18 protein-coding genes are annotated in these 19473 nt (G+C 63.9%); 7 read left to right on the top strand and 11 right to left on the bottom strand.

Going from position 1 to position 19473, the window contains the following annotated elements; genetic code table 11:
• Window positions 1–618 precede the first annotated feature (618 nt).
• From ACZ0AV_RS05120 to minC, 6 genes are all read right to left on the bottom strand, one after another.
• Entirely contained in the window at window positions 619–1458 is an 840-nt protein-coding gene (locus tag ACZ0AV_RS05120; protein WP_499150037.1) for a 5'-nucleotidase, lipoprotein e(P4) family, read from the bottom strand.
• 88 nt (window positions 1459–1546) lie between these two features.
• Window positions 1547–3697 carry a TonB-dependent siderophore receptor gene (locus ACZ0AV_RS05115; RefSeq protein ID WP_499150036.1) on the bottom strand — a complete coding sequence of 717 codons (2151 nt, stop codon included), beginning with the start codon at window positions 3695–3697 and terminating at the stop codon, window positions 1547–1549.
• A 323-nt stretch (window positions 3698–4020) separates the two neighbouring features.
• Window positions 4021–4656, bottom strand: coding sequence for an RluA family pseudouridine synthase (locus ACZ0AV_RS05110; RefSeq protein WP_499150035.1), 636 nt, complete (start codon window positions 4654–4656; stop codon window positions 4021–4023).
• A gap of 186 nt (window positions 4657–4842) precedes the next feature.
• On the bottom strand, window positions 4843–5097 hold the full coding sequence (gene minE, locus ACZ0AV_RS05105; RefSeq protein ID WP_070883881.1) for a cell division topological specificity factor MinE: 255 nt from the start codon (window positions 5095–5097) through the stop codon (window positions 4843–4845).
• On the bottom strand, window positions 5094–5909 hold the full coding sequence (gene minD, locus ACZ0AV_RS05100) for a septum site-determining protein MinD (protein ID WP_084304021.1): 816 nt from the start codon (window positions 5907–5909) through the stop codon (window positions 5094–5096). Before minD ends, minE begins: the two co-directional genes overlap by 4 nt.
• Window positions 5910–6109: 200 nt before the next feature.
• Window positions 6110–6844, bottom strand: coding sequence for a septum site-determining protein MinC (gene minC, locus ACZ0AV_RS05095; RefSeq protein WP_499150034.1), 735 nt, complete (start codon window positions 6842–6844; stop codon window positions 6110–6112).
• 247 nt (window positions 6845–7091) lie between these two features.
• Between minC and ACZ0AV_RS05090 the strand changes: the two genes are divergently transcribed.
• From ACZ0AV_RS05090 to ACZ0AV_RS05080, 3 genes are all read left to right on the top strand, one after another.
• Window positions 7092–7607 (top strand): GNAT family N-acetyltransferase, encoded by a 516-nt coding sequence (locus ACZ0AV_RS05090; RefSeq protein ID WP_499150033.1) that lies wholly within the window; start codon window positions 7092–7094, stop codon window positions 7605–7607.
• Between the two features lie 32 nt (window positions 7608–7639).
• A complete protein-coding gene (locus tag ACZ0AV_RS05085) occupies window positions 7640–8545 on the top strand; it encodes a LysR family transcriptional regulator (protein ID WP_499150032.1) in 906 nt (301 codons plus the stop codon).
• 177 nt (window positions 8546–8722) lie between these two features.
• Window positions 8723–9940 (top strand): MFS transporter, encoded by a 1218-nt coding sequence (locus ACZ0AV_RS05080; protein WP_499150031.1) that lies wholly within the window; start codon window positions 8723–8725, stop codon window positions 9938–9940.
• A 9-nt stretch (window positions 9941–9949) separates the two neighbouring features.
• Here the strand turns inward: ACZ0AV_RS05080 and ACZ0AV_RS05075 are convergent, their stop codons facing one another.
• The 3 genes from ACZ0AV_RS05075 to ACZ0AV_RS05065 all read right to left on the bottom strand — a co-directional run bounded on the left by ACZ0AV_RS05075 (window position 9950) and on the right by ACZ0AV_RS05065 (window position 13389).
• Window positions 9950–11149, bottom strand: coding sequence for a mandelate racemase/muconate lactonizing enzyme family protein (locus ACZ0AV_RS05075; RefSeq protein ID WP_499150030.1), 1200 nt, complete (start codon window positions 11147–11149; stop codon window positions 9950–9952).
• 9 nt (window positions 11150–11158) lie between these two features.
• Window positions 11159–12142, bottom strand: coding sequence for a 2-hydroxyacid dehydrogenase (locus ACZ0AV_RS05070; RefSeq protein WP_499150029.1), 984 nt, complete (start codon window positions 12140–12142; stop codon window positions 11159–11161).
• Window positions 12143–12360: 218 nt separating this feature from the next.
• Window positions 12361–13389: a LacI family DNA-binding transcriptional regulator gene (locus ACZ0AV_RS05065; protein WP_499150028.1), complete on the bottom strand. Its 1029-nt coding sequence runs from the start codon at window positions 13387–13389 to the stop codon at window positions 12361–12363.
• Between the two features lie 300 nt (window positions 13390–13689).
• On the opposite strand from ACZ0AV_RS05065, the gene ACZ0AV_RS05060 reads away from it, so the two are divergent.
• Complete coding sequence (locus tag ACZ0AV_RS05060) at window positions 13690–14358, top strand: TIGR04211 family SH3 domain-containing protein (protein WP_499150027.1); 669 nt, start codon at window positions 13690–13692, stop codon at window positions 14356–14358.
• A gap of 126 nt (window positions 14359–14484) precedes the next feature.
• Here ACZ0AV_RS05060 and ACZ0AV_RS05055 read toward each other — a convergent pair whose 3' ends face one another.
• Window positions 14485–15384 (bottom strand): LysR family transcriptional regulator, encoded by a 900-nt coding sequence (locus ACZ0AV_RS05055; RefSeq protein WP_499150026.1) that lies wholly within the window; start codon window positions 15382–15384, stop codon window positions 14485–14487.
• Window positions 15385–15514: 130 nt separating this feature from the next.
• Here ACZ0AV_RS05055 and ACZ0AV_RS05050 point away from each other — a divergent pair, with 130 nt between their 5' ends.
• Window positions 15515–16789 carry a glucarate dehydratase family protein gene (locus tag ACZ0AV_RS05050; protein ID WP_499150025.1) on the top strand — a complete coding sequence of 425 codons (1275 nt, stop codon included), beginning with the start codon at window positions 15515–15517 and terminating at the stop codon, window positions 16787–16789.
• Between the two features lie 35 nt (window positions 16790–16824).
• Here the strand turns inward: ACZ0AV_RS05050 and ACZ0AV_RS05045 are convergent, their stop codons facing one another.
• Window positions 16825–17403, bottom strand: coding sequence for a cysteine hydrolase family protein (locus ACZ0AV_RS05045; protein ID WP_499150024.1), 579 nt, complete (start codon window positions 17401–17403; stop codon window positions 16825–16827).
• Window positions 17404–17647: 244 nt separating this feature from the next.
• Here ACZ0AV_RS05045 and ACZ0AV_RS05040 point away from each other — a divergent pair, with 244 nt between their 5' ends.
• Window positions 17648–17998: a hypothetical protein gene (locus ACZ0AV_RS05040; RefSeq protein WP_499150023.1), complete on the top strand. Its 351-nt coding sequence runs from the start codon at window positions 17648–17650 to the stop codon at window positions 17996–17998.
• Between the two features lie 116 nt (window positions 17999–18114).
• Window positions 18115–19446, top strand: a complete 1332-nt coding sequence (locus ACZ0AV_RS05035; protein WP_499149135.1) for an IS4 family transposase — start codon at window positions 18115–18117, stop codon at window positions 19444–19446.
• Window positions 19447–19473 lie beyond the last annotated feature (27 nt).

The raw sequence follows: 19473 nt of genomic DNA, 5'->3' as shown, positions 1-19473 counted from the left end.
CGTTGATGGACTGGCTTGGCGCCATGCGCAGCTGCAGTCGGTACTGTCTCGGTGCGGGAACGCGTCATCCCTGCTTTACTGGTGCTTCCTGCTCGGCACGGCCACTAGATGTAGTGTTGCCCGTGCGCGCGCGGCGAGCGGTGTTCTGTATGAGCCGCCGACCCGGGGGACGTGCGGTAGCGCGGTGCCTCTGTGAGCCAAGGCGTGGTAACCGGTGATGATCGAGTGCACCGAAACGACGCTGCATATGGACTTTTTCAGGGCATCTGTGCTTGTGTTCTTTTTCAGCAAAAACCCAACATGTAGGGGTTTGGCGAGCTGGGGATACAAGATAGTGCGGTCGGGGCGCTAAGGCAAGCCCCGCAGGTTGTGGATAAATCTGTGGGTTAAAACGGGGTAAGTGGCGCAAATGCCCATGGATACTGGGTGTCGCGCGGGTGCTGTCCGCGAAGGCGGCCTTGTTGCCGCAGGCAGTTTTTTTTCGGGCATCGGCGCGGGAAATTCACTTCGTCACATAAACACAATATGTAGGGTTTATTCGCGATTTCTGGCCTGCAATATGCAGATGGGCGGCGACGGTGCGCTGACCGCCGCCAGGGCGCTCTTTATCTCTGCAATCTACTGCGCGTGGGGCTGGATCAAGGCCTCGTGCTTCAAGGCACGTTTCTGTGCGTCCGGCAGTTCATCACGATCCCCATACGGCGCGGTGTACCAGCCGCCGTAGGTCGGGTTGGGAAGCAGGAACCAGCGTTGGCCGAACCATGCCTGATAGGGCGCTGCGGCCTTGCGTTGTTCGCTCAATCGATTGGCCGCTGCAATGAAGTCGCTGTAGCTGTCGCCGACCAGCAGCAGAACCCGTGCTCGCTCGCCAACCCACTGGCGGCGGCAGGTCTTGTTCGAGCCCGCTTGCTGGCAGCCACCAATGGCCGTGCCGGCGGTGAGGATCTGCCCCTCGTCAGCGATAGGGAAACCCGCCTGGCGCAGGTTGCGCAGGGTGTCGGCCTCCTGGCCGGGTTCGCGGTTGGTCAGGTAGTAGGGCGTGACGCCGAGCTGCGCCGCGGCCTGCATGAAGGCTACGGAGCCGGGCAGGGCGCGCGCATTGGCCTGTTCTACCCAGCGATACCAGTCGGCGTAATCGTAAGGGCCGCCCTCGACTACCGATTTAGCGTTCACGGGCGTGTTGTCGAGCAGCGTCTCGTCGATATCGACGATCACTGCGGGTGGCAGGCCTGTCAGGTCGCGGGGCGGCTGCGCCAGGGCATCCCACTGCGGATCGGCCAGCGCTGGTTGCAACTGGCGGGTCGCAGCCGCATAGACCTGCTGATAGAGCAGCTCGTGTTCGATTGAGGTTTGCGTCCACAGCACGGCGTCGAGCTGGTCATGTTCTTTGGGTGTTTGCTGGCAGCCGACCAGGAGGGTGGTCAGCAGCGCGGTGGGGAGGAAGAGAGAGTTACGCATTCTGAGCTCGCTGCTTAATTGGCGAATCATGGTCAGGTTCTTCAGCGCCGGTAGCCTGAGCTGCCGAATCAATCGGTAGCCTGGCGAATCAGAAACTCACGGTGGCGGACAGGCGCGCCGTGCGTGGGTCGCCCGGGAACAGGTAGCCATCGCCCTGGTAGGCGCCGGTGTCGCGCCAATAGCGCGTGTCGAAGAGGTTGTCGACGGTCAGGCGCAGCACCGTCTCGTACCCGTCGATGCGGGTGGTGTAGCGGCTGCCCAGGTTGAAGAGCGTGTAGTCGCCGACTTTCACCGTGCCGCTGGGGTTGGCGTATTTGCTGGCGCTGTACTGCAGGCCGCCGAGCAGGGCCAAGCCCCGGACGCCTGGCACCTGGTAGTCGGCCGCCAGGCTGGCGCGCACCCGCGGGACGTTCACCGCCTGGTGCCCTTCGTACGCTTCGGTGCCGCTGTCGATCGCCCGGGCGCGGATGACTGCAGCGCTGGCCGACAGCTGCAGATCGCGAGTGGCTTGGCCGCTGGCAGAGAGCTCCAGGCCGATATTGCGCTGCTTGCCCTGTTGCACATAGGTCAGGTCGCCGTTGTCGTCTGGGCGGCTGTATTGCAGTGCCTGGTCGATACGAAACAGCGCAGCGCCCAGGCTAAGGCCCTGCCAGTCGCGCTTGAGGCCGGCTTCCAGTTGGCGGGACAGGGTCGGTGCGAGAATTTCGCCATCGTTACTGGTAAACCACGGCGCTTCGCCACCCAGGGCCAGCCCCTTGCTGTAGCTCACGTACAGGGTGGTGTCCGCCTGCGGCTTGTAGAGTAGCGCGGCGTTGGGGAGAAACTCGGAGCGGCGTGTATGGCGCTGGCGGGTGCCATTTCCATCATAAGACTCTTCGTCCAGGCGCACCTGGCGTCCGCCCACCAACACCTGCCACTGTTCATCGAGGCTGATGCGGTCGCTGAAGAACAGGCCGTACTGGCGGCTGTCGAGGCGGCGATTCTTGGGGTTGAGCGGTACGTCGGTCGGGGCGAAGTCGGCAACCTCTTCATTGATGTTACCGGTGCCGATGAACTCATTGACCGAGCTGCGACGATCCACGGTGCGGCGCAGGGCGCTGGTGCCGACGGTCAGCTCGTGGCCAACGGGGCCGGTGGCAAAGGCGCCCGACAATGTGGCCTGCAGCTCGTCATGACGGCGGGTGTCGTCCGGGCTGCGGTAGTCATATAGGTCATAACCGCCTTCGGGGCTGAAATGAGTCAGCCAGTCGCTGCAGCCAGAGGCCGGGCTGCAGCCGTACGGGAAGCTGCTGTAATCATCGATCACCACGTTGCTGCGCGATGCATCCAGCGCAGCCTTCCAGTTGTCATCGAGGCGGTACTCGAAACGCCCGCCCAGGTTCAGCGAATCAATGCCCACGGGTTTCCCCCAGCTCTGGTGCCCGAGGCGTTTGTCCGGGTCGACGCCGCTCGGTACCTGGGTGCCGCCCAGCAGTTGGTAGCCGGCCACCGAGCGCTGCTCGCGAGTCTGGTATTCGGCGTCCAGCTGCAGCGTGGCGTCCGGCGAGAGGTTCCAGTCCAGGGCCAGGGAAACGAAGTCGCGCGTGCCGTCGGCATGCTCGACGAATGAGCGTATGTCCTCGTGGGCCAGGTTCAAGCGCAGGCCCAGTTCTTGTTCGCTGCCAAACCAATGGCCGAGGTCGGCGGCGACATAGCGCTCGCCGTCCTGGTTGCTGGCCACGCTCAGCGAGCGCACGTTCTCGGCACGCTTGGTCACGTAGTTGATCAGCCCGCCGGGCTCGGTCACGCCGCTCTGCAGGCCCGAGAGCCCCTTGAGCAGTTCGACCTGCTGCTTGTTCTCCAGCGCCACGTTCTGCTCGCCCACCACGCTGCGGCCGTTGACACGGTAACTGTTGGCGGCATTCAGCGAGAAGCCGCGCACCACGAAGTTCTCGTAGTAGCCAATCGGCGCGTAGGCCTCGCCCACCGATGCGTCGTTCTTCAGCACATCGCTGAGCAGGCGGGCCTGCTGGTCATCGATCAACTGCCGGGTGACCACCGACACCGAGGCCGGGGTATCGAGCAGCGACGCATCCGCGAACCCGCCGACCGACGCGCTGCGCGCCTGGTAGGCGCCATTGGCCTGCTCTTCGATGGTGGTCGCGTCGAGGGCGACCACCGAATCGACGGCCCAGGAGAACGTCGGGCTCAGCGCAATGGCGAGCAGAGTCGGTGCGAAACGCGGGCGAGGCAGGGCCATGCAAGTTTCCTTGGATGCGGGGTCGGCGGTTGGCTATCCGGTACGCGGGCGATTTGTTGTCGGCACAGGGCGGCCATCGCTTGGCGGGGCGGCATTGTCCTTCATAAGCGCTGCCGTTGCCATGCCGGCTCTCGGTGTCCGTAGCCTGCGGACGATCGAGGCGATACCGAGGCGTTGCACCCGGGTTTCGCTTCGCTCTACGCCGGGCTACCAGAGCAGCGATCAGCCCGTAGCCTGTGGTTGAGCGTAGTGATACCCAGGAGCTGTTCCCGGGTTTCGCTACCCTCTGTGCCGGGCTACCAGGCGGGATAAGCGCTTACCCATCAGAACGGCGCCGGGCACTCGAAGCGCAGGCGTTCGCCGCTTTGCGGGTGGGTCAGGCTGAGCATGCTGGCGTGCAGGCACAGGCGAGGGTACGCGGCCAGGGCCTGTTCGTGAGCGTAGAGGCCGTCGCCAAGCAGTGGATGACCGATGGACAGCATGTGCACGCGCAACTGGTGCGAGCGGCCGGTGATCGGCGTCAGCTCGACGCGGCTGTGCTCGGCATGGCGTTCGAGTACGCGCCAGAAGGTCAGGGCATGCTTGCCCTGCTCATGGTCGACCACATGGCGCGGCTTGGTCGGCGGGTCGTAGCGCAGCGGCAGGTCGATGCTGCCGCTGTCACCTGCGGGCGAACCCCAGCACAGGGCGGTGTAGGCCTTTTCCGTTTCACGGTCGTGGAATTGCCGGGACAGTTCGCGGTGGCTGTCGGCATCACGGGCGAGCACGATAAGGCCGGAGGTTTCCCAATCCAGGCGGTGCACGATGCGCGCTTCGGGGTAGCCGTTTTCCTGCAGGCGGGTGACCAGGCAATCCTTGTTGTCATCGGCGCGGCCGGGCACCGAGAGCAGCAGGGTGGGCTTGTTGATCACCAGCAGGGCGGCGTCCTGGTGGACGATTTCGATGTGGCTGAGCGGCATGGGCATTCTTTTGGTTGGGCGATAAAAACGAAAGGCGGCCATCGAGGCCGCCATTCGTGAAGCTGTTTGCTGCAAAAGGATCGATGTTGCTTCTGCCATCGCGTGGTGGGTTACGCAGCGCATTGGCTCTGGCGGTGAATTCAAACTCATCACCAGGCGCCGCTAACCCACCCTACGGTATGCGGATCAACGATCCGGCAGGGTGATGTTCAATTCCAGAATCGAACAGCTGCCCTGGTTTTCCAGTGCGACCTGAACCTGGTCGGAGTCGATGTTGACGTACTTGCGGATCACCTCGACCAACTCCTGCTGCAGGGCAGGCAGGTAGTCCGGCTGAGTGCGCTGGCCACGTTCGTGGGCAACGATGATCTGCAGGCGCTCTTTGGCGATGGAGGCGGTGGCTTCCTTCTTGCGTGAGCGCAGGAAGTCGAAAATATTCATTCTCGACCTCCAAACAGGCGCTGCAGGAAGCCCTGCTTTTTAACATCGAGGAAGCGGTGTGCCACTTCCTTGCCGAGCAGACGGTCGACGGCATCGCTGTAGGCCTGGCCGGCATCGCTCTGGTCATCGAGGATCACCGGCACGCCCTGGTTGGAGGCCTTGAGCACCGCCTGGGATTCGGGAATGACGCCGAGCAGGCGGATGGCGAGGATTTCTTCCACGTCTTCCACGCCGAGCATTTCACCGCGGGTGACGCGCTCCGGGTTGTAGCGGGTCAGCAGCAGGTGTTCCTTGATCGGCTCGCCGCCCTGTTCGGCGCGACGCGACTTGCTGGCCAGCAGGCCGAGCATGCGGTCGGAGTCACGAACCGAGGAAACTTCCGGGTTGGTGACCACGATGGCTTCGTCGGCGAAGTACATGGCCAGGTGGGCGCCTTTCTCGATACCGGCCGGCGAGTCGCAGACCACGTATTCGAAGTTTTCGCGCAGCTCGTTGATGACCTTCTCGACGCCTTCCTGGGTCAGCGCGTCCTTGTCACGGGTCTGGCTGGCGGCCAGCACGTAGAGGTTCTCTAGGCGCTTGTCCTTGATCAGGGCCTGGGTGAGGGTGGCTTCGCCGTTGACGACGTTGACGAAGTCGTACACCACGCGGCGTTCGCAGCCCATGATCAGGTCGAGGTTACGCAGGCCGACGTCGAAATCGACGATGACGGTCTTGTGGCCGCGCAAGGCGAGGCCGGTACCGATGGCAGCGCTGGTGGTGGTTTTACCGACGCCACCTTTGCCGGAAGTGACTACGAGGATCTTGGCCAAGGTGATTCACCCTAAAAATGAATAAAAACAGGAGCCTGCCGCGATTGGCGGTCTGTCGAAAGAATCGTTCGGCCGGGTGTTTCACGACCTGCGCGGGGTTCGCCCGGATCGTCTGCTCGCGTGCCGATGATTGTTTTGAAAGCCCGCCCGAAGGCGTTCAGGTGCCCGATGTGACAGTTAAAAGTGCCGGGCAGTATCCGTTAAAGACGGGTGATGTTCAACACGTCGCCCGTCAGGCTGACCTGTACCGCACGGCCCCAGTTCGGGTCACGACGCAGGTCTTCGGCAACCTTGTATTGGCCCGCGATGGAGAGCAGTTCGGCGCCCATTTGCTGGCAGAAGATCCGTGCCTGTCTATTACCCTTGACGCCAGCCAGCGCGCGGCCGCGCATCGGTGCGTAGACATGGATGTTGCCATCGGCGAGAAGTTCCGCACCGGCACTGACGGGCGCCAGTACCACCAGGTCGCAGCCCTGGGCGTAGATTTGCTGGCCACCGCGCACCGGCGTGGTGATCACGCGGGTCGGCTTGACCTCGGGCTCGGCCGGTTTGGCCGGTGGCTCCGGTGGTTTCGGAGCAGGATCGATGACCCGCTCGCGGGCACCGGATGGCGGCAGTACCGGCAGGTCCAGTGCGTTGGCGGCGGCGATGTCGGCGTCGCGGTTGGCGCGCACGGCCAGGGTGCGCAGGCCATGCTTGCGGCACAGCGTCATCAGCTCGCCAAGGTCGAGGTCGCCTTCATCCTTCGGCAGTTTGTCGAGCGCCAGTACCAGCGGCGTATTGCTGAAGAAGTTTGGCGCCTGGGCGACTTTCTCCGCCAGCTGCACGTCGAGGCGCGCCAGGTCGTTGTGCGCCAACTCCATCACGGTGATGGCCAGCATGCTGCCTTTGAGCTGGAACACGGGGTCTTGGTCGAGGAGATCAGCTTGGCTCATGGTCTGCCTGATGGGCCTTGGAAAAGTAGCGGGACTTATAACGAGAACGGCGGCGAGGCTCAAGGGTAAAAACTGCGGCGGCGGCTCGATGTCGGGCCTTGGCTGACCGCACGGCCACTGATTGGTGCCCCGGCACGTTCTATGAAGCACAGGCGAGCGCTTGCGAGGTGGCGGGCGCGCCGCTATGTTGCGGCACGTTCAGCTGTGGCCGCATGGCCTGCAGCAGGTATCGCCATCCGGGAGGAGCATGAGCAGGTCACCGATCCACATCGCCAGCGTGCAGCCGGGCGATATCGACGAGGTGGTGGCGTTCGTCATGGCCGCCCGTGCGCAGATCTTCCCGATGCTCGACGCCCGTGTGTTGCCCGCTGACCTGGCACATTTCCGCGAGGTATACCTGGAGGGCGACGATGGCCATTTCTGGCTGGCTCGTTGCGCGGGTGAGGTGGTCGCCGCCATCGGCTACCTGCCCTTCGATCACCGCTTTGCGCAGCTCGATTACCATGGCCTGCGCACCGTAGAGATCGTGCGTCTGTTCGTGGCGCCGGCATTTCGTCGGGGTGGCCTGGCCAGGGAACTGTATGCGCGCCTGCGCGAGCAGGCCGAAGCGGCGGGCATACAGGTGTTGTACCTGCATACTCACCCGTTTCTGCCCGGCGCCATTCGCTTCTGGGAGCGCCAGGGCTTCACGGTCACCGATATTGAAAACGATCCGGTTTGGCAGACGACGCATATGCAATGCCTGTTGCCCACGCTGCGCTAGAGTCACCACCGAACCACTTGCGGACGCCTGCCATGGACAAGCTGCTGGCCCTGAAAGCCTTCGTTGAAACCGTTCGTTGCGGCGGCTTTTCCGCGGCGGGCCGCAGCCTGGGCATGGCGACATCGTCGCTGACCCGGCTGGTCAGCGCCCTGGAAACCGAGCTGCAGAGCGTACTGCTCAATCGCAGCACCCGGCAGGTCAGCGTGACCGAGGCCGGGCGCGCCTACTTCGAGCGCGCGGTGGCCATCCTCGAAGCGCTCGACGAGGCCGATGCGGCCATCGCCGACCGCGGCGGCCAGGCGCGTGGGCGGCTGAACGTCAGCGTGCCGGTGGAGTTCGGTCGGCGGATCATCGCCCCGCACCTGGGCCGCCTGCTCGAACGGCACCCGGAACTCGAGTTGAACCTGCGCCTGAGCGATGAGGTGGTCGACCTGCTCGGTGAGCGGGTCGACGTCGCCGTGCGCCTCGGCAGCGCAGTGGTCAGCGAGGATGTGGTCAGCCTGCGGGTGGGCGAGTTCCAGCGCTGGTTGGTGGCCAGCACGGCCTACCTGGCGCGTAGCCAGCCCGTCAGCGAGCCGCACGGGTTGCTGGCGCACGATTGCCTGCGCTTCGATTTCGGCGCGGCCGGCCAGCGCTGGCAGTTCAGCCGGGCCGGGGAGGTGCAGCAGGTGGCCGTGCACGGGCCTCTGCAAAGCAACAATGGCGACGTGCTGCGTGAGGCGGCGCTGGCCGGGCAGGGGATTGCCCTGCTGGCCGACTGGCTGGTAAGCGCGGACGTCGCCAGCGGCCGGCTGACACGCCTGCTGGCGGACTATCAGGTGGCGCCCGGCGCGATGAGTGGCGCGATCAGTGCGCTGTACCTGCCCAACCAGCGCGGCTCGCGGCGGGTTGCTGCGTTCATCGCCTTTCTGCGCGAGGTGCTGGAGATCGCAGCCTGAGCGGCAGCGTTCGATTCTGCGCAACGCTGCATTGCGCGCTCGGCGGATTCTCCAGCAGCCCGGCTGCGTTTTAACCTGGCTACACCTGAACCGGCCAGCCCATCGCGGGTGGCGGCAGAGCATTGGCAGGCCGTTGCCCAGGGCGACGATCCGCACCGAATAATCGCGAGGACCACCATGCACACAACCACTTCCCGCCAGCACCACGGCCTGTCGCCAGCGCTGGTGCTGCTGTTCGCGTTTTGCTGCGGCGCCATCGTCGCCAACCTTTATTACGCCCAGCCGATCATCGAGCTGATTGCACCGGCGGTGGGCCTGTCGATGCACAAGGCCAGCCTGATCGTGTCCCTGACGCAGATCGGTTATGCCGTGGGGCTGCTGTTTCTGGTGCCGCTGGCCGACCTGCTGGAAAACCGCCGGTTGATGCTGCTGACCACACTGGCGGCGATGGTCTGCCTGCTGGCAGCAGGGTTTTCCACCTCGCCGGGGGTGTTTCTGAGCCTGGCGCTGTTGATCGGCCTCAGTTCGGTATCGGTGCAGATGCTGATTCCCCTGGCCGCTCACCTGGCGCCGGAAGCCACCCGGGGGCGGGTGGTCGGCAATATCATGGCCGGGCTGCTGCTGGGCATTCTGCTGGCACGCCCGGTGGCCAGCCTGATCGCCGAGTACTTCGGCTGGCGCGCGGTGTACTTCGCCGCGGCGGCAATGATGCTGGGCATCGTGGTGGTGATCGCCACCACCATCCCACGCCACGTGCCGGACAATCGCGGCCATTACGGGCACCTGCTGCTGTCGCTGCTCAGCCTGCTGCGCCGCTACTCGACGCTGCGTCAGCGCGCACTGTACCAAGGCCTGATGTTCGCCTCGTTCAGCCTGTTCTGGACCGTGGCGCCGCTGGAACTGGTGCGCCATTACGGCTTCAGCCAGACCCAGGTGGCACTGTTCGCCCTGGTCGGCGCCATCGGCGCCATCGCCGCGCCGATTGCCGGGCGCCTGGCCGATGCGGGTCACACCCGGCCTGCCACGCTGGTGGCGCTGGTGCTCGCGCCCCTGGCCTTTGCGTTGACGCTGGGCAGCCCGCTGGCCGGGGTGCTCGGCCTGGTGTTGTGTGCCGTGCTGCTGGACTTCGCCGTGCAACTGAACATGGTGCTGGGCCAGCGCGAGGTCTATGCCCTGGAGCAGAACAGCCGCGCACGCCTCAACGCGTTGTACATGACCAGCATCTTCGTCGGCGGCGCCACCGGTTCGGCCATTGCCAGCCCGATCTACGAGAATTTCGGTTGGCAGGGCGCCGCGTTGATGGGCGGGGTGTTCCCGGCACTGGCGCTGCTGTTGGCCCTGTGCAATGGGCGCCAGGCCGCTGCGCCGCAGCAGCAGGGGCTGTCTGGCAAGTAGCACTGTGGTTCAGAGCTGCGACGTACGCACCACGCAGTCCGCACGATCACGCAGGCGCGGGTTCAGCGCCGTGCCCAGGCCGACGCCGCTCGGCGGCAGGATGAAGCCGTTGTTGACCACCGGCAGGGCGGTCACCAGGTCCTGATAGAAACCGGCCAGATAGGCGCGCACCACTTCCTGGAAGATCGCGTTGGGGCTGGCCAGGCCCAAATGAAGCGAGGCCATCAGCACCACCGGCCCGGTGCAGTCGTGCGGGGCGATGGGTTTCTGGTAGGCCTCGGCGAGGGTGGCGATTTTCTTGGCCTCGCTGATACCGCCGCACCAGGACAGATCGAGCATCACGTAATCCAGCGCGTCGGCGGCCAGCAGGTCGCGGAATGCGCTGCGCGTCGCCAGGGTTTCGCTGCCGCAGACTGGCAGGCCGCTGAGCCGACGGTAATCGGCCAGGCCCTGCACGGTGTCCATCTTGATCGGGTCTTCGGCCCAGAAGATGCCGTAGTCCTTCAGCTCACGGGCAATGGCCAGTGCCGTGGTGGCGTTCCACAGGGAGTGGAATTCGCACATCAGCTCGATGCGATCACCGACCGCCTTGCGGATTTTCTCGAAGGGTTCGAGGCCCTTTTTTATATCCTCCGAGCTGATGTACTGGCCGCCGCTGGCCAGGGCGAAAACGTCGAAGGGCCAGATTTTCATGGCGCTGAAACCGTCGTCGATCAGGCTCTGGGCCAGCTCGTCCGGGCATTCGACGAAGGCGACCTGATCGTCATAGCGCTCGCTGACCGTCGCCTCGCCCTTGGCGACGATGCGGCGCTGTTCACTGCCAGTGTTGAAGTTACCGCCGGCGCAGGTGTTGTAGGCGCGCATGCTGTCGTGGGCGAGGCCGCCGAGCAGCTGGTAGACGGGCTGATTGACCGCCTGGCCGAAGATATCCCAGAGGGCGATGTCCAGCGCCGAAGCCGCGCGGGTTTCCACGCCGGAACCGTTGAAGCCGAGGTAGCCGCGCAGCAGGGCCTTGCTGTGCCGTTCGATCTGCAACGGGTCCTTGCCCAGCAGCATGCCGGCGCAGATCGAATGGATGTAGGCCTCCACCGCTTCGGCACCGCGAAAGGTCTCGCCGAGGCCTACCTGGCCGTCATCGGTGTGCACCTCGACCCACAACAGGTTGGGCAGGTTGGTGAGGCGGGTGGTGTCGATCCTGGTGATTTTCATGCGTCTTCCTCAACCCTGGCCGTGAACGACGTTATGCAGCTTTTCGCCGTTTGCCAGTCGCCTGATATTGGCCGCGATGAAGGCGTAGCGACGCTCGAACAGGCCGTGGGTCCAGCCGGAGACATGCGGTGTGCAGAAGGCGTTGGGCAGTTCCTCGAAACGGTGCCGGGCCGGCGCCACGTTGTCGCTGCTGCCTGCCGGGTAGGCGTACCACACGTCTAGAAACGCCTTGGCGATGCGCTTGTCGACCAGGGCTCGGTAGAGCGCATCCTCGTCGACCACAGCGGCGCGGGCGATATTGATGAGCACGGCATCCTCGCGCATGGCATGAAACTGCGCGGCGCCGAATGAGCCGCGGGTTTCATCGTTGAGCGGGCAGCACAGCACCACGTAGTCGGCGCGTGGCAGGATGTCGTTGATCTGCGCCGGGGTGTAGGCCTCGTCGCACGGGCCGTGCAACTGGCCGTTGAGGGCGCGGGAGGAGAGGGCGCTGACCTTCATGCCGAAGGCTTGCGCGCGCACTGCCACGGCCTGGCCAATGCGGCCGAAGCCGATGATCAGCACGCTTTTGCCATGCAGCTCGCCACGCGGCCGGCGCCCCAGGTACGCGGCCGAGAAACGCTCGCTGTCGAAGCTGGCACGGGCCTGGGCGAGACCCACCTCATGCTCCAGCATGCTCGCCAGGGCATATTCGGCCATGGGGATTTCATGCTCGAACACGTTGCAGGCCACGCTGCCCTCGGGCAGCGCCGAAAAGTCGATGCCGTCGAGACCTGCCCCCGGCACATGAAGCAGGCGAAAGCGCGGTACCCGGGCCTTGTCCGCACGCTTGAAACGCATGGCCACCAGCACGTCGGCGCCGTCGATCTGCTCATCCCACGCCGGGGATTCATGAGCCTCTCGCGGCAGCGCCACGTAATCGGCGGCGAAGCCCAGCTCGGCGACGATTTCTTCCTGATGGGTGGCGGCTTCGCCGATCATGACGATTTTCATGGCGGTTCTCCTGTTATGCAGTCAGGCCTGTGCAGGCGTCGGCCCGGCAGTGCGGCGAGAGGCTTCGGTTCGGATGGCTACGCTCGGCTGCAATGGTAGCGCAATCATTTTTAGCCAACCGTAAAACAACGCAACCGACGCTGACAAGCGCCTTTTCATCATCGCGATGGCGGCAAGGTGGCAGAACCCGGATGTGGCAGGGGCGCAGCGCGGTTCGATCAGCCTGTGCTGTCGCGGTCGATCAACTGGTAGCCGATGTTGCGCTGCACCACCTCGACGCTGTTTCCCTGCAGGCGTTCGAGCAGCGCGACGGCGGCGGCATCGCCCATGGCCCTGCCGTCGATCTTCACGGTGGAAAGTGTCGGATGGGTGTGAGCGGCGAAGTTCATGTCACCGAAGCCCATGACCGCCACCTCCTGCGGCACGCGAATGCCTTGGGCCATGGCTTCGGTGAGCACGCCATGGGCCAGGGTATCGGACGTGCAGACCACCACCAGCGGCCGTGCGGCAGCCGCCAGCAGCGTGCGCAGGAAGTTGCGCCCGTGCTCCAGCGTGGGCACATCCTCGATGGGGTCGCTTGGCAGCGCCTCGACGCCATGCACCGCCAGTTCTTCTCGAAAGGCGGCGATACGCCGCTGGCCGCGCGGATCATTGACCGCCAGGGTGGCGAAGGTCTGGTAGCCCTTGGCGAGCAGGTGGCGGGCGACGTCACGGCCGACGTCCTCATGGGAGAAGCCCACCAGCATGTCGATCGGGTCGCTGGTCAGGTCCCAGGTTTCCACCACCGGCACGCCTACGGCGCGTAAGCGACGGCGACTGGCTTCGGTGTGCAGCGTGCCGGTGAGGATGATGCCATCGGGGCGACGGCTGAGGACCACTTCGAGCAGCTCCTGCTCGCGATCGGGCTGGTAGCCGGACATGCCGAGCAGCACCTGGTAACCCGAGGTGCTGAGGCGCTCGGCAATGGCCTGAAAAGTGTCAGAAAAGATCGGATTGGTGAGGATCGGCACGATCACCGCCACCAGGTGGCTGCGATTGCTGGCCAGGGCGCCGGCCACCAGGTTACGCACGTAACCGGTCTCCTCGATGGCCTTGCGCACCTTGAGCAAGGTGGCCTTCTTGACCCGGCTGGGGTTGTTGAGAGCCCGCGATACCGTCATCGGTGCCACCCCCGCAGCCTTCGCCACATCGATCAGGGTTGCCCCGTGGGTCGACCTGCCCCTGTGCCCCGTTCCTTTGCCCGTCATATCACGTCCACGCTGGTTGACGCCCTCATCCTAGCAGCGCTGGCGCATGGCGGTCATGCCGTGATCGCCTTTGGCCAGCCTGGCAGGCGATGGCGCCTATTGCCGGCTGGGCGTGGCGCAATGTGCCGGCCGCTGAGGAACCAGGCCGATTCACCGCGGTCTTTCAGCAGTCGGCCAAACCGGGTGAAAGGCATGGCGTTGCGCCATTTTCGCGGCCTTTTCCGCCCTACAACAATTCACCTGGCCGACCCTAGCGCGCTGCGTCGCATTGTGTTCCACCGCCGAGTGAAGATCGTCCTTATGTCCCTAGCCCGCACTTTTTCCGCTTCCTTTTCCCTGCCGCACATGCGCGTGCTAGGGGCCTCGCTGCTGTCCGGCCTATTGCTGGTTGCCGCTCCCGTTCATGCGCAACAAGCCGGCGAGGACGTACGCTGGGTCAGTGACAGCCTCGCTACCTACGTGCGCAGTGGCCCGACCGATGGTTACCGTATCGTCGGCACGCTCACATCCGGCATGCGCGTGCAGTTGCTGCGCACACAGGGCGATTACAGCCAGGTGCGCGGCGAAAATGGTGACGCCGTGTGGATCGCCAACCGTGACCTGCAGGAGGTGCCCGGCCAGGCCGAGCGGCTGCCGCAACTGGAGCAGAAGGTCACCGAGTTGAGCACCGAACTGGCCGGCATCAACGACACCTGGAATACCCGGGTGCAAGGCATGCAGGAAACCCTGGACGCGCGCAAGACGCTGATCGACGAGCTGGAGGCCAGCCGCAGTGCGCTGGACATCGAGTTGAACCAGGCACGCTCGGAACTGCGCGAAGCCCAGGCGCAATTGGGCAGTGAGCAGAAGGAGGTGTTGATGCGCTACATGGTTTACGGCGGCAGCATCGCCGGCGCCGGCCTGCTGGCGGGGCTGATCCTGCCGACCATGTTCCGCCTTCGCCGCAAGCGTAACGACCAGTGGGTGTAAGGCGCTAAGCAGCCGAGGGCTACTGTCGGCCGCTCATTGGCGGCGTTTGGGTGGCCCGAGTTACGCGCGATCGTCGCTGCCGGGCGCGTTGGCGCGTGGCCGGCGCGCCCGGCAAGCGGTCGCGCCTCAATGCACCTCGGCCGCCACTGCGGTGCGAATCGCTTCGAGCAGCATCATGCAGGCGGGGTTGTCGTTCTGGCTGCGCCAGGTCAGGTGCAGCTCGCTCTGGATCCCCTCGCCAAGGTCGATCTCGCGGAAGGTCACGTCCCTGAACACGACGTTGGTGGCGCAGCGCGGCACCAGGGCCAGGCCCATGCCGGCATTGACCAGTGCCAGGATGGTCAGCGAGGAGCCCAGCCACTGCACGTATTCCGGCGCCACGCCAGCGGAGCGGAACATTCCGGTCAGCAGTTCGTTGAACGGCGGATAGGCGGCGTGGGAATACATCAGAAACGGCGCGCCATCCAGATCTGCAACGCCGACCCGTGCAGCCGTCGCCAGCGGATGCTGGCTGGGAATGGCCAGCACGAACGGCTCGCGCACCAGGCATTCATTCTCGTAACCGGCCTGCAGCAACGGCTGGCGCACGATGCCCAGGTCGATGCGCCGGGTGCGTAGCGCTTCATGCTGCTGGTGGGTGTTCATCTCGCTGAGGGCAATCTTCACATGAGGCTGATTGAGCCGCGCTTCGGCGATCACCCTGGGCAGGAATTCATATACCGCGCTGCCGACGAAGCTGATGCTCACCGAACCGATGTCGCCAGCGGCGAAGCGGCGCGCCGCGGCGGCTGCCTGATGCGCGCGTTCCAGCAGGTGCTGGGCCTCGATGAAGAACGCCCGGCCCGCGGCGGTGAGCGCCACGCTGCGGGTGCTGCGGGTAAACAACTCGACACCGAGGCTGTGTTCGAGCAGCTGGATCTGCCGGCTCAAAGGCGGCTGGGTCATGTTCAGCCGTTCCGCGGCGCGGCGAAAGTTGAGTTCGGTGGCAACGGTGGTAAAGCAGCGAAGCTGGGCGAGTTCGAACATTGATCCAATCCGGGTATCAATCAAGTGCCAATGTAGATTAGACGGGATCAATGCCCGCGTACATCATCGGGCAGTCCCATAGCCGGCACCCGCTGAGGCGCTGCAACCTGACGAGTACGGAGCACGAGCCATGAAGATCAAACAGGTACGCGTAACGCCGATTGCGTTCCGTGACGCACCGCTGCTCAATGCCAGCGGCATCCATGAGCCCTACGCATTGCGTTCGATCATCGAGGTGGAAAGCGACAACGGCTTCATAGGCCTGGGCGAGAGCTATGGCGATGCGCCCGTGCTCAGCGTGCTGCAGGCCATGCAGGAATCGCTGGTCGGCCTCGACCCCTTCGACCTCAACGGCCTGCGGGCCCGGGTGGTGAAAACCGTCGCTGCCCTGAAGCCGGGCACTGCAGGCGCCGAGCTGGCGCCCGGCTCGCACCCCAGCAAGCAGGTGGCGAATGCCTATTCGGCCTTCGAGGTGGCGTTTCTCGATCTGCAGGCGCGCTCGCTTGGCATGCCGCTGGTGGACCTGCTCGGTGGCGCGGTGCGCGACGAAGTGCCGTTCAGCGCCTACCTGTTCCTCAAGTATGCCGAGCACGTGGGTTCGCCCTACAAGCCGGATCGCTGGGGCGAGGGCATCAGCCCCGAGCAGATCGTCGCTCAGGCGCGCACCATGATCGAGGAAAACGGCTTCAAGAGCATCAAGCTCAAGGCCGGTACCTTGCTCGGCCCCGAGCACGAGGTCGCCTGTATCCTGGCGCTGCGCCAGGCATTTCCTGACACCCCCCTGCGCATCGACCCCAACGGCAACTGGTCGGTGGAGACCTCGCTGCGCATGGCCGAGCTGATGGGCGATGCCCTGCAGTATTACGAAGATCCGTGTCCCGGCCTGGAGGGCATGGCCGAGGTGCACAAGCGCACGGGCCTGCCGCTGGCGACCAACATGGTGGTCACCGATTTCGATGAGTTCCGCCGTAGTGTGGCCCTTGATAGCGTGCAGATCGTGCTCGCCGACCACCATTACTGGGGCGGCCTGCGCGATACGCAGATCCTTGCGCGGATGTGCGATACCTTCGGCCTGGGTGTGTCGATGCATTCCAACTCGCACCTGGGTATCAGCCTGATGGCCATGACTCACGTCGCGGCGGCCGTGCCGAATTTGTCCTACGCGTGCGACACCCACTACCCGTGGCAGGAGCCGGACGAAGAGGTGATCAAGGGCGGCAAGCTGCCGATCGTCGACGGCTGCGTGAAGCTCACGCGCACGCCTGGCCTGGGTGTCGAACTGGATTACGATCAGTTGGCCAAGCTCAACGAGCAGTTCCTCACCTGCGGCATTCGGCAACGCAACGACGTGACCCAGATGCAGAAATATGACCCGAGCTGGAAGGCGCTCAAGCCGCGCTTCTGACGCTGCCGAGGTGGCCCGCCAATGGCCACCTCTTCCTATTGCTGCTCGCGCACGGTCGCCTGGCTCGCCAGCAGGGCTATCGCAGCCTGGCTGCCGACGACCTGCGCATACTCGCCCTGCAAGTTGGCCAGCGCCATGCCATGTACCTCCTCGGCGCTGCGCTGTATCCCGTGGTAATCGACCATCGCGAACGTGAAGCAGCCGTCAGCCACTACAAAGGTGCTGAAGCCCAGGTTGCCGGCCGAACGTGCGGTGCCCTCGACCGAGTTGTTGGTGCTGACGCCGACGATCACCAGTGATTCGATGCCACGCACCCGCAACCAACGCTCCAGGCCGGAGTTGATGAAGGCATCAGGTACGTTCTTCTCGACCACGTGCTCGCGCGGCTGGGGCTGTAGCGCTGGCTGGAACTCAACGCCAGGCTGCCCAGGGGCGAACAGCGAGCCCGACGATCTGGACATATGCCGCACGTGCACGATCGGCGCGGCGGCCAGGCGCCAGGCCTGCAGCAACTGGGCGATCCGTGCTGGGGCATCGGGGTTGCTGCGAACACCCGCTTGCGCCTCGAGCATGCCGCGTTGCATATCGATGATGATCAAAGCCGGGTGGGTCATGACGATGCCTTATGTCGGGTGGTAGGGCACTTATGCGGAAATGGGTGATCATAGAGGTACGACCTCTTTCTACGAGCATTGCATCTTGCATGGCCGAATTTCGGCTACCGTGCAGGTTGCATAGTCGCGATTTCTTTTCTCTCTAAATAGTCTTTTTAAATCAAGCTCTTAGTTTTTCTTAATAGCTGGCATGCACTCTGCAATATCCCTCTCGACGAAGGAACATCATCAGAGGGTACGAGCCATGCAATACGCCATCCAGCAACTGATCGAAAATCTCCCGGACCATGTAGTCGATTTCAAGAAGCGCCCCGACGGGATGTTGCTGATGACGTTGCGCAAGGACAACGAGGTTGTATTCCTGAAGGCGATCGACCGCCAGACCATCGTGTGCGAAACCCGCGTTCAGGCGCTGCTGCATGAAATCATGCGTGACAGCAAGCTGGTCAGCGGCGAAATCAACTGGAAGGGGCAGGGCGCCCAGTGGATCGACCGTACGCTGCCGACCTTCACCGGCGCACCGATCAACCCGACTGCCGCCAAGATGATGTGGGCCCGCCGCGCTCGTGATGGTGGCTACCGCGCCACTGCCTGAGCCAGCAGAAACATTGCAAAGCCCGCCTCGTGCGTAATGCTGTTCACTTAAGCATTTGAGCCTAAGCCGGGACTTCTAGAAAATCCGATACCAGCTCCCTGGTATCGGATTTTTTTATGCCTATTCAGCAGCAATTGCTCGACCTCGGCGACCTCTTCAATTTCTCAGACCTCAGCACCTTCACCCAGAATATCCCTGTTGAATGGGTTGCCAGTGCGTTGGACCTATCTGCACAAGCCACTATCCGGCGGCGGCGTCTGCCAAGCGACCAAGTGCTTTGGTTGGTGCTGGGCATGGCCTTGTTTCGCGACGAGCCTGTGCACGAAGTGGCCAGACGCCTGAATATCTGCGCCCAAGGCTTGGCCTCCGATCAGCTACTGGCACGTAGCGGCGTAACTGAAGCACGGAAGCGACTGGGAGCCGATCCAGTCGAGTCTTTGTTTCGCCAGACAGGTAAACAATGGGGCTGCGAGCGATACGAGGGGGATGACTGGGGCGGTTTGCAGGTGTTCGCGGTGGATGGTGCGTTGCTGAGAACACCCGATTCACCTGAGTTGCGAGAGCATTTCGGCTCGGGCAACACGGGTACCGAGCGCCAGACACCGTTTCCCATGTTACGCCTGGTTGCGCTGATGAATGTGCGTTCCCACGTGATCCTCGATGCCCAACTCAGCCCGTACCGTGGTAGTGAGATGCGCTTGGCCGAGACCCTCCTTGAGCAGATTCCGGACAACTCGATAACGCTGTTCGATAAAGGCTTTTGGGGCGCGGATCTGTTGTTGAGCGTCGCTGAGGGTGGCGACAATCGTCACTGGTTAACGCCGGCTCGCAAGAAGCTGGTCATGGAGGAAGTCGAGCGTTATGGCGAGCACGATCGTCGTATTCGGATGAAGGTTTCGCCCCAGGCGCGCAAGCGAAACCCGAACTTGCCTACACACTGGGAGGCGCGGGAAGTCAGCTATGAAAGCATGGGGCAGATCAGGTCGCTGCTCACATCGCTACCTGCCGAGAACTACAGCGCAGAAGCTGTAGCCCAGCTGTACCTGGAGCGCTGGGAGATTGAATTGGGGTTTCGAGATATCAAAAGCTCGATGCAGCAGAACGCCGTGACACTGCGCAGCAAGAAGGTCGAGCTGATTTATCAGGAGGTCTGGGGTCTGTTGCTGGCTTACAACGTCATACGACGAGAGGCCAGCCAAGCCGCAGTAGCCTTCGGCCGAACGCCTTCGGACATACGGTTCAAGCCGGCCTGCCAGTACATCGCTGTGCAATTGATCGTCATGGCGGCCGCCAATCCGGTATCGGCAACAGGTAGGCGGTTGGTAGAGTTGCGCGGAGGTATCGGGGGACTGTTTCTGGATCACCGTCCGAGGCCACCAAGACCGCGGACGGTGAAGATTTCCAAAACCCGTTATCCGGTGGATCGTAAGGCTGCTCCGCTTAAGTGAACAGCATTACGCCCAGGCGGGGCTTTT

The organism is Pseudomonas sp. AC532, from assembly GCF_979258965.1.
Note: the sequence above shows the minus strand (reverse complement) of the source record. Positions and strands in the feature narration are given on the sequence as shown.